We start from the raw sequence: 6,088 nt of genomic DNA, 5'->3' as shown, positions 1-6,088 counted from the left end.
CGGCATCATTCTGCTGGAATCGGTCTTGAGCTTTCTCGGCCTCGGCACGCAGCCGCCCGCCTCGTCGCTCGGACTGATGCTCGCCGACAGCCGCAATCTGATGGAGATGGCGCCCTGGCTTCTCATCTTCCCGGGCATTGCGATCATGATCGGCATTCTCGGCTTCAATTTGTTGGGGGATGCGCTGCGCGACATTCTCGATCCCAGGACGCGGAGGTCGGTCGCATGACGCAGCTTCTGTCCGTTTCAAACCTGCGCGTCGGTTTCGGCCGCAAGCCCGAAGGCAATGAAATCGTCCATGGCGTGAGCTTCGATCTCGCAGCCGGCGAGACGCTGGCCATTGTCGGCGAAAGCGGTTCGGGCAAATCCGTCACCGCGCTGTCGATCAACCGGCTGGTGGATTTCGGTGGCGGGCGTATTCTCGATGGCTCGATCCGGTTCACTCGCGAGGATGGCAGGACGCTCGATCTGGCAGAAGCCGGTGAGCAGGAGCTTACGAAAATCCGCGGCGGCGAAATCGGCATGATCTTTCAGGAGCCGATGACCTCGCTCAACCCGGTTCTGACCATTGGCGAGCAGATCGAGGAATCGTTCCGCCTGCATCGTGGCCTGACCGGAAGGCAGGCGCGGCAAGCGGCGAAGGATGCGCTTGACCGCGTGCGCATACCCGATGCCGCGCGACGCCTGAAATATTGTCCGCACCAGCTTTCCGGCGGCATGCTCCAGCGCGTGATGATCGCCACCGCGCTCTCGTGCAATCCGCGTCTCCTGATCGCGGATGAGCCCACCACCGCGCTCGACGTGACGGTGCAGGCGCAGATCATGGCGCTTCTCGCCGAGCTGAAACGCGACACCGGCATGGGCATGATCTTCATCACCCATGACATCGGTCTGGTGGCCGGCATCGCCGACAAGGTGATGGTGATGCAGAACGGCGAGGCTGTGGAACAGGGTCCGCTCGACGCGGTGCTCGATGCGCCGCAGCATCCCTATACGAAGCATCTTCTGAGCGCCGTGCCGCATTTCGAGGCTGGGCGCGCCACCCGCACCGACCATCGCCGGGCCGACGAGCCAAGTGCTGCGCCGGCGCTTAAAGTCGAGGGGCTGACGGTTCGCTTTCCGGTGACCGGCGGCCTCCTGCGCCGGCAGACCGGTGCGGTGCATGCGGTGGACGGGGTCGATTTCGACCTGATGCCGGGCGAGACGCTGGGCATTGTCGGCGAAAGCGGCTCGGGCAAATCGACCACGGCGCGCGCCATTCTGGGGCTGGTCGAGCCGACGCGCGGCACGTTCTCCGCCAACACGAATGGCGCGGCGCGGCAGAGCGGCAAGCCGGTGCAGATGGTGTTCCAGAACCCCTATGCCTCGCTCAATCCGCGGCTTCGGGTGGACAGCATTCTGGCCGAGCCTGTGATTGCCGCCGGCGGCGGGCTGAACGGCGAAACGCAGGCGCGCATGCGCATGCTGCTCGACCGGGTGGGTCTGCCGGAGAATGCGCTGGAGCGCTATCCGCACGAGTTTTCCGGCGGCCAACGGCAGCGCCTGTGTATCGCCCGCGCGCTGATGCTGAACCCGTCTGTCGTGGTGCTGGACGAGGCCGTCTCGGCGCTCGACGTTTCGGTGCAGGCCAAGGTGCTGGAGCTGCTGGTGGACCTGCAGCGCGAGTTCGGCCTTGCCTATCTGTTCGTCTCGCACGACATGGCGGTGGTGGAGCGCATCGCGCACCGCATCGCAGTGGTCTATGCGGGGCAGATCGTCGAGATTGGCGATGCGGCGTCGGTTCTTTCCGACCCGAAACACGCCTATACGAAACGGCTGATCTCGGCGGTGCCGAGCGTCGACCGGCGCAAGGAAATTTTCGAGGTGGACACGCGGCAGGTGCCCTCGCTGGTGCGGCCGCTGGGCTTCGAGCCGGAGCCGGCCAACTGGCAGAGTTTCGGCCCCGACCACATGGCACGGGCGGAGGCATGAGCATGACGGACACGCCCGGATTTGCGCCGCGCTTCGAGCGCGCCTTTGCCCTGCTGCGCGAAGCGGTTGAGGCCGGGCGTATACCCGGCGGGGTGCTCGGTGCGATCGACCGGGCTGGCGGGCGCATGGTGTGCGCCACCGGATATGCGCAGCGCGTGCCGCAGGAGCGCGAAATGCGCACCGACACCTGGTTCGATCTCGCATCGCTGACCAAAGTGATCTTCACCACCACGCGCATTCTGGAGCTGGCGAAGGAGGGCGTGATCGATCTCGATGCGCCGCTCACCACGCTCCTGCCGGATCTGCGTCAATACGATCCGGACGCATGGGAACGACAGGTGACGTTTCGCCAGTGCCTCGGCCACCAGACGCCGTTTCCGGCGGTGGAGCCGATCTACACCTATGGCCGCGATGCGGACCTCTTGCGCGCCTTCATTCTCCAGCGGCGCTGGGAAAAAGGTCCGCCTGTTTATTCCGACATCAATTTCATTCTGCTCGGTTTCGCGCTGGAGCGGCTTGAAGGCAAAAGGCTGCGCGATTTCGATCCGGGGCCGGGCTTTGCCTTTGCCGCCAATCCAGAAAAGACGGCGGCAACCGAGGACTGCACATGGCGGCACCGGGTGCTTTGCGGCGAGGTGCATGACGACAATTGTTCAGCACTTGAGGGCGCGGGGCATGCCGGACTGTTCGGCACGGCGGATGCGGTGCTCGATTTCGCGGCAGGGCTTTTTGCGGGTGACGCGAAAGGTGACGAGACGGTGGCGCTGATGCGCACGCCCCTTTCGGAAAAGCGCACCCATGGCTGGGAACGGCCCTATAAAGATTGGCCCGGCGGGGCGCTGGCGAGCGCCGGCACCATCGGGCACACGGGTTTCACGGGAACAGGGCTGTGGGTCGATTTCGACAATGGCGTTGCCTGGACCCTTCTCACCAACCGCATACATCCGACCCGGCATTTCGACAGCGGCATCGCTGCGCTGCGACAGGCGGTCGGCGATTGCATGAACGCAGGATAGGAGCGCACATGGCTGAGAGATTCGAGCCTGTCTGGGCCGTCGGCCTGATGACCGGCACCGTGCTCGACGGAAACATCGACGTGGCGCTTCTGAAAACGGATGGCGAGCGCATCGAAGCGTTCGGCGCTTACACGCTGGCGCCCTATCCGCAATCGACACGCGACCTTCTGGAAGAATCGCTGCAGCAGGCGCGGGCGTGGAATTTTAAGGGCGATGAACCGGCGATCTTCGCGAAGGCGGAAGAGGTTCTGACGCGCGCGCAGTCTGAAGCGGTGCGCGCGCTGGTGGAAAGCCATGGTCTGACCATGGCCGATATCGGCGCGGTCGGCTTTCACGGACAAACGGTGCTGCACCGTGCGCCGCAGGAAGGGCGTCTCGGCGAGACGCGGCAGCTCGGCGACGGCGCGCTGATGCACTCCATTCTGGGCTGTCCGGTGATCTATGATTTCCGCTCGGCGGACATGCGCGCCGGCGGACAGGGTGCGCCGCTTTCGGCAGCCTATCACGCGGCTCTTTTGCGCGACGTGGATGCGAGCGGTGAGACGGCGGTGCTCAATCTGGGCGGCGTGGCCAATGTGACCTGGTGGGACGGTGCGGACCGGGTGATCGCTTTCGACACCGGTCCGGCGAATGCGCCGATCAACGATTTCGTCAAGGCGCAGGGGCTCGGCGAGATGGACCGCGATGGCGCGCTTGCCGCTTCCGGCACGGTGGACGAGGCGCGGCTGGCGGAACTGCTGAAGCATCCTTATCTCACCGCGTCCTATCCGAAATCGCTCGACCGGTTCGACTTCGGCGCCACCATGGCGGATAGGCTCGATGCCAATACGGGGGCGGCGACGCTGACGGCCTTCACCGCATCGGCGGTCGGCAAGGCGCTCGATCTTTTGCCCATGCGCCCGAAGCGGCTTCTTGTGTGCGGCGGTGGTCGGCACAACCCGACCATCATGAAAATGCTGGGGGAACGCGCCGGTGTGGAAGCGGCCCCCGCCGAAACGGTGGGCTGGCGTGGCGACGCCATCGAGGCCGAGTGCTTCGCCTTCTTGGCTGTGCGCGTGCTGCGCGATCTGCCGATCAGCTTCCCGACGACGACGGGCGCGCCCGAACCGCTGCGCGGCGGAAAGATCGCTTGTTAATCACTGGCCGCTGGGCCAAGCCGTTTCCGAAGAAAGATGCGGCTGCGGCCTTTCGGAAAGTCTTCCATCCGACCGAACTCTTTATAGCCCTGGCGCGTATAGGCTTTTTCCGCGCCGGGATTGAACGTGTCAATGAAGGCTCCGTGGCAGCCGCGACGCTCTGCCTCTTCTTCCGCCGCAGTCAGCATGCGCCCGGCCATGCCCTGCCCGCGCAGGCTTTCATCCACCCACAGTTTCTGAACGTAGAGCCAGCCCCATGCGGTGTAGCCGGAGATGCCGGCGACCACCGCACCGCGCTCATCGCGCACGAGGATGGCGAGCATGGCCTTTTCCGAAGGGCCGACATCGGCGTCGTTGAAAGCGGCAAGTTCCGTCTCCACCCGCGCGAGCGCCGCCTCATCCGGTGTTTCGGTGATTTCGAATGTCACGCTCATTGCCACCTCGCCTTTCCGCACACAGTGCCGATTGTTCTAGCTGTCAGGCTGGAAACGACAAGCCGTAGCGGAGGGGGAGTGAAAATCACCCCACCCAGGCGGCGATGTCCGGATCGGCCAGAATGGCGTTTATGCGCGCATCGCAATCGTCGACCAGCGGCGCGAGGGGCAGGCGCGTCGGCCCGCAGTCGACCCCACGCAGGCGGAGGGCGGCCTTCACGCCCGGCAGCACGCCGGTCTCCATCAGCACTTCCACGAAACGCTGCGAGATCGTCTGCAGTTCCTGGGCGCGCTCGAGAGCGCCTTTCTCTACCGCCTCGTTGAGCGCGGCATAGAGCCTGCCAAGGAGATTGTAGGTGGTGCCGATGCCACCATGCGCGCCCATGACCGCGCCTGACAGATAGACTTCGTCAAAACCGAAGAAAAACGTCTTCTCGGGAAACCGCCGCCGCAGCGTGGCGAACTTGAAGAGGTCCATCGAGGTGAACTTGATGCCTCCGACGCCGGGCAGTGTGAGAATGCGGCCAAGAAGGTCGAGACTGAAGGGACGTCCCGTGCGGACGGGTACTTCATAGACGATGAGCGGCAGGTCGGTGGCGGCTGACAGCGCTTCGTAATAGGCGAAAATCTCGCGATCCGAAAAAGGGTAGGCGTGGGGCGGCAGGGCCGAGAGACCGTGGTAGCCGAGCTTTTGTGCATTCTGTGCGAGCCGGATCGAATCGCGAAGATTGGGAACGCCCACATGCGCGATCAGTGTTGCGGCAGCGCCTTGCGCGCTTTCAGCGACCACGGCCTGCTGCGCCAGAAGTTCATCAACGCCCAGAAGACCCGATTCGCCGCTGCTGCCGCCGACATAAAGCCCGTCGAGCCCCTGCCCCAGCGCATAGGCATCGATCGCCTTCTGGCGCGCCGGGTCGAAATCGCCCGCATCGTTGAGGCCGGTGAGGAGGGCGGCATACATGCCCGCCAGCGGATTGGTCATGCGGCTGTTCCTTGCATTCTGGAAGCGGCGTCCGGGTTTCGCTGCCATAGGAATCTGCTTCTTGGCAGGTGGCATCAGCATAGATAGAGTTTTTTGTTTGACAACAATTATATTTGGTAATACCAAAAATTGAGTTTGGACAACCGGCCCTGCCATTTAGAGAGGAGGCAGGGCTATATGGGAGTTGAAAAACGTGTCCGCTGCCCATCCGGAAGAAATGGTCGAAACACGGCGCGTGTCCGACGAGATCGCCGAGGCGCTTATCGAGGAAGCGCGTGAAGGCCGGCTGGAGATCGGTGCGTTTCTGCCGACCGAGCGTGAGCTCTGTGAGCGCTTCTCCGCTTCGCGCCCCACGGTGCGTGCGGCATTGCAGCAGATGCAGGCGCGCGGCTATGCGGAGGCGGGCGCGGGTCGTCGTCCGCGTGTGGCACGCCCTTCACTGCAGACCGTGTTGCAACTGGCCGGCGATCACATCCGCGACATTTTCGGCGATGCGGAGAGCGGCGCGCATCTGGAGCAGATGCGCCAGTTCATAGAGGCGGGCGCGGC

The 6,088-nt window shown here is 64.2% G+C and carries 7 protein-coding genes; 5 read left to right on the top strand and 2 right to left on the bottom strand.

From position 1 onward, the window contains the following. From QZ638_RS22000 to QZ638_RS21985, 4 genes are all read left to right on the top strand, one after another. Window positions 1-229, top strand: a 229-nt coding sequence (locus tag QZ638_RS22000; RefSeq protein ID WP_366936275.1) for an ABC transporter permease subunit, incomplete at its 5' end; no start/stop codon positions are given. Then, entirely contained in the window at window positions 226-1,971 is a 1,746-nt protein-coding gene (locus QZ638_RS21995; protein ID WP_295814578.1) for an ABC transporter ATP-binding protein, read from the top strand. The genes QZ638_RS22000 and QZ638_RS21995, both read left to right, overlap by 4 nt. A gap of 2 nt (window positions 1,972-1,973) precedes the next feature. Then, entirely contained in the window at window positions 1,974-2,987 is a 1,014-nt protein-coding gene (locus QZ638_RS21990) for a serine hydrolase (RefSeq protein WP_295814575.1), read from the top strand. Window positions 2,988-2,995: 8 nt separating this feature from the next. After that, window positions 2,996-4,123, top strand: coding sequence for an anhydro-N-acetylmuramic acid kinase (locus tag QZ638_RS21985; protein WP_295814573.1), 1,128 nt, complete (start codon window positions 2,996-2,998; stop codon window positions 4,121-4,123). Here the strand turns inward: QZ638_RS21985 and QZ638_RS21980 are convergent. Continuing rightward, window positions 4,120-4,557 carry an N-acetyltransferase gene (locus QZ638_RS21980; protein ID WP_295814571.1) on the bottom strand — a complete coding sequence of 146 codons (438 nt, stop codon included), beginning with the start codon at window positions 4,555-4,557 and terminating at the stop codon, window positions 4,120-4,122. The two genes, QZ638_RS21985 and QZ638_RS21980, sit on opposite strands and share 4 nt — an antisense overlap. Before the next feature lie 85 nt (window positions 4,558-4,642). Then, window positions 4,643-5,539, bottom strand: coding sequence for a dihydrodipicolinate synthase family protein (locus tag QZ638_RS21975; RefSeq protein WP_295814569.1), 897 nt, complete (start codon window positions 5,537-5,539; stop codon window positions 4,643-4,645). Window positions 5,540-5,732: 193 nt separating this feature from the next. Between QZ638_RS21975 and QZ638_RS21970 the strand changes: the two genes are divergently transcribed. Then, a partial coding sequence (locus QZ638_RS21970) for a GntR family transcriptional regulator (RefSeq protein WP_295814566.1) occupies window positions 5,733-6,088 on the top strand: 356 nt, incomplete at its 3' end.

The organism is uncultured Nitratireductor sp., assembly GCF_913053745.1.
Classification (GTDB): domain Bacteria; phylum Pseudomonadota; class Alphaproteobacteria; order Rhizobiales; family Rhizobiaceae; genus Nitratireductor.
Note: the sequence above shows the minus strand (reverse complement) of the source record. Positions and strands in the feature narration are given on the sequence as shown.